Source organism: Falsiroseomonas oryziterrae, from assembly GCF_021864505.1.
GTDB lineage: Bacteria > Pseudomonadota > Alphaproteobacteria > Acetobacterales > Acetobacteraceae > Falsiroseomonas > Falsiroseomonas oryziterrae.
Window position 1 is genome coordinate 1 of sequence record NZ_JAKJIB010000415.1, and the last position, 3,043, is coordinate 3,043.

Consider the following 3,043-nt stretch of genomic DNA (forward strand, 5'->3'; position numbering starts at 1 on the left):
CCGGGTTGCCTGCCGGGCCACGCGGTCTCGGCGGCGCCTTCGCGCGCGGCGTCGACGTGACGCTCACCTTCGACCAGCGCGGCTGGCAGACCGGCGGCCTGTACCTGCTGGCCTCCGTGCTCGACCGGTTCCTCGCGCTGCATGCCAGCGTGAACTCCTTCGTGCGCACGCGCGCCGTGCTGCGCGGCGTGCCGGGACGCGCCGCCGCGTGGCCCGCGCGTGCGGGCTCGCGCGTGCTTCTGTGAGCCCGCCGGATTCGCCGCTGGAGCGGCTGGCGAAGGAACCGGAGCGCTTCAGCTTCGACGCCGCGGTGCGCCTGCTCTGCGCCGACCGCGGAACGGACAGCCCGGCGGAGGCGGCGCGCTTCCATGCGCCGCACGGCCTCGCCTATCCGACCGGGGACGTGCTGCGGCTCGACCGCGGCCGGGGCGAGGACGCGCCGTCGCTCACCATCGGGCTGATCGGCCTCACCGGCCCCGCAGGCGTTCTGCCGCGCCACTATTCGGAAGCGGTGGTGCAGCAGGTCCGCTCGCGCGCCCGCAGCCTGCCCGACTTCCTCGACATGCTGGCGCAGCGGCTGGTCGCGCAGTTCGCCGAGGCGGGCGCCAAGTACCGCCCGCACCGCGCGGCGGACATGGCCGTGCTGGCCGACCCGCCCGGCCCGGGGCCGATCGCCGGCGTGCTGCTGGCGCTGTCGGGCCATGGCACGCCGCACCTGGCCGACCGCGTCGCCGCGGGGCCCGAGCCGCTGATGCACTATGCCGGGCTCTTCGCGACGCGGCCGCGCTCGGCGGAGCGGCTGCGCGCCCTCGTCTCGGACTGGCTCGGCCAGCCAGTCGAGGTGGAGCAGTTCGCCGGCGCCTGGCTCTCGCTGCCGCCCGACCAGCGCACCCGCCTGCCGGTCGGCCTCGGCAGCGGCCAGCATGCCCGGCTCGGCATCGATGCGACCATCGGCGTGCGCGCCTGGGACGCCTCGGCGCGCGTCGTGCTCCGCCTCGGGCCGCTGTCGACCAACGAGTTCGACCGGCTGCTGCCCGACCGCCCGGCGCTCGCACGGCTCACCTCGCTCATCCGCGCCTTCCTCGGCCATGAGACCGGCTTCGCCGTGAACCCGGTCATCGCGGCCGAGGAGATCGCGCCGCTGCGGCTCGATCCCGCGACGGACCCGGCGCCGCGGCTCGGCTGGAACACCTGGTTGCCGGCCTCCGGCCGGGAGGCGCACGGCACGGAAGCGCTGTTCGAGGCCGAGGTGGTCGAGTTCTTCCACGCCGCCCGGGCGGCGCAACATGCCGGCGCCGCGCCGGCCAACTGAATCCAAGGACCGGATTTCCATGAGCAGCGCCTGGGGCCAGGGCTACGTCACCGACATCGACTACGATCCGGGCGTCTATCGCGAACAGATGCCGACGCAACTAAAGCTCGCCTGCCTGCTCTCCGGCGTGCACTGGGACGTGCCCGACGAAGGGGCCCACTATGTCGAGCTCGGCTGCGGCCAAGGCATCGGCGCGCTCGTCGTCGCCGCCTCCAACCCGTCCTGGCGCGTCACCGCGCTGGACTTCGCGCCCGGCCACATCGCCGGCGCGCGCGCGCTGGCGCGCGAGGCGGGTATCGCCAACGTCACCTTCCTGGAAGCCGACCTCGCCACCTTCGCCGAGAGCCCAGCGGCCGCCGCCCTGCCGGAGGCCGACATCGTCACCGCGCACGGCGTCTGGAGCTGGGTCGGAGAGCCGGTGAAGCAGGGCATCGTGCGGCTGCTGCGGAGCAAGCTGCGCGCGGGTGGCGTCGCGCATGTCAGCTACAACGCGCTGCCCGGCTGGCAGGGCATGCTGCTGGTGCAGCGGCTGGTGCGCGAGGCCGGGCTCCGCCTCGCCGGCCGCAGCGACCGGCAGGCCGCGGCGGGGCTGTCGCTGGTGCGCGACCTGCTCGGCGCCGAGGCCGGTGGGCTGCTCTCCGACAAGCGCATCGCGGCCTGGCTTCCGGAAGCCGCGAAGCTGTCGGCGACCTACCTGGCCCATGAATTCATGAACGGCCACTGGGCGCCCTGCTGGCAGGCCGAGGTCGCCAGCGACCTCGCCGCGGCGCAGCTCGACTTCGTCGGCACCTCGACGCTGCTCGAGAACTTCCCCGAGCTCGCGATGACCGGCCCGCAGCGCGCCGTCTACGAGCGCTTCGACGACCCGCTGATGCGCGAGTTGGTCAAGGAATCGTGCAACCCGCGCACGCTGCGCCACGACCTCTACGTGCGCGGCGCGCGGCGCATGTCGGCCGCGCAGCGCGACGCGGCGCTGCGCGGGCTCTGGCTCGCCCTGCTGACCACGCCCGACCGCGTGCGGCTCGAGGTCGATGTCGCCGCCGGAAAGGCGGAGATGGCGCGCGCCTTCTACGAGCCCGTGGTGCGCATGATGGGCGACGGCCCGGCGCAGGTGGCCGACCTGCTGCACGCCCCCGGCGCGGTGTCGGAGCGCGAGAACCCGGCCGAACTCGCCGGGCTGATGGTCGGCACCCGCCAGGCCATGGTCATCGCCCGCCCCGGTGCCGCGCCGGATGCGACGGTGCTGCGCCTCAACGCGCTGCTCGCGCGCCATTTCGGGGTGACCGCGATGCTCAACCGCGGCCAGTCGATGGCGAGCATCGCGGCCGGCGGCGGCGTGCCCATGACGACCGCGGAGCTCTTCGTCGCCGGCCGCGCGCTGGCCGGCGCCGCCGACGAGCGCATCGAGGGCTGGACCGAGGCGCTGGCCGGCCCTCTGGAGCCATCGGACCAGGAGAAGGTAGCGGCCGCGCTCGCCGAGGCGCGGGCGGACACGCCGGCGCGGCTGCGCCGGCTCGGCGCCCTGCCGTCGTGACGCCTCTCGCCTGACAGGCGAGGCGGGATATGCTTTGATCGCCTGACGAACCGAGGACCGGAGGATCCCCCCATGCGGCACAGCGCCACGCGCCACACCTTGGCGGCCGCCCTTCTGCTGGGCGGCGTCGCCCTGCCCTTCGCGGCGGACGCGCAGAACCCGAGCTCGCAGCAGATCATCGACCAGCTGCGCCCGGG

Annotated in this window: 3 protein-coding genes; all 3 read left to right on the forward strand. The window is 74.8% G+C overall.

What is annotated here, in order from left to right; translation table 11 throughout:
* A partial coding sequence (locus tag L2I40_RS21210) for a type VI secretion system baseplate subunit TssF (protein WP_237217190.1) occupies nt 1-245 on the forward strand: 245 nt, incomplete at its 5' end.
* Nucleotides 242-1,312, forward strand: coding sequence for a type VI secretion system baseplate subunit TssG (gene tssG, locus L2I40_RS21215; protein WP_237217191.1), 1,071 nt, complete (start codon nt 242-244; stop codon nt 1,310-1,312). The genes L2I40_RS21210 and tssG, both read left to right, overlap by 4 nt.
* Before the next feature lie 19 nt (nt 1,313-1,331).
* A complete protein-coding gene (locus tag L2I40_RS21220) occupies nt 1,332-2,846 on the forward strand; it encodes a class I SAM-dependent methyltransferase (RefSeq protein WP_237217192.1) in 1,515 nt (504 codons plus the stop codon).
* Nucleotides 2,847-3,043: the final 197 nt, after the last annotated feature.

Bases quoted from the DNA above. Each gene is read 5' to 3' on its own strand.
- L2I40_RS21220 (WP_237217192.1), top strand. From the start codon at position 1,332: ATGAGCAGCGCCTGGGGCCAGGGCTACGTCACCGACATCGACTACGAT.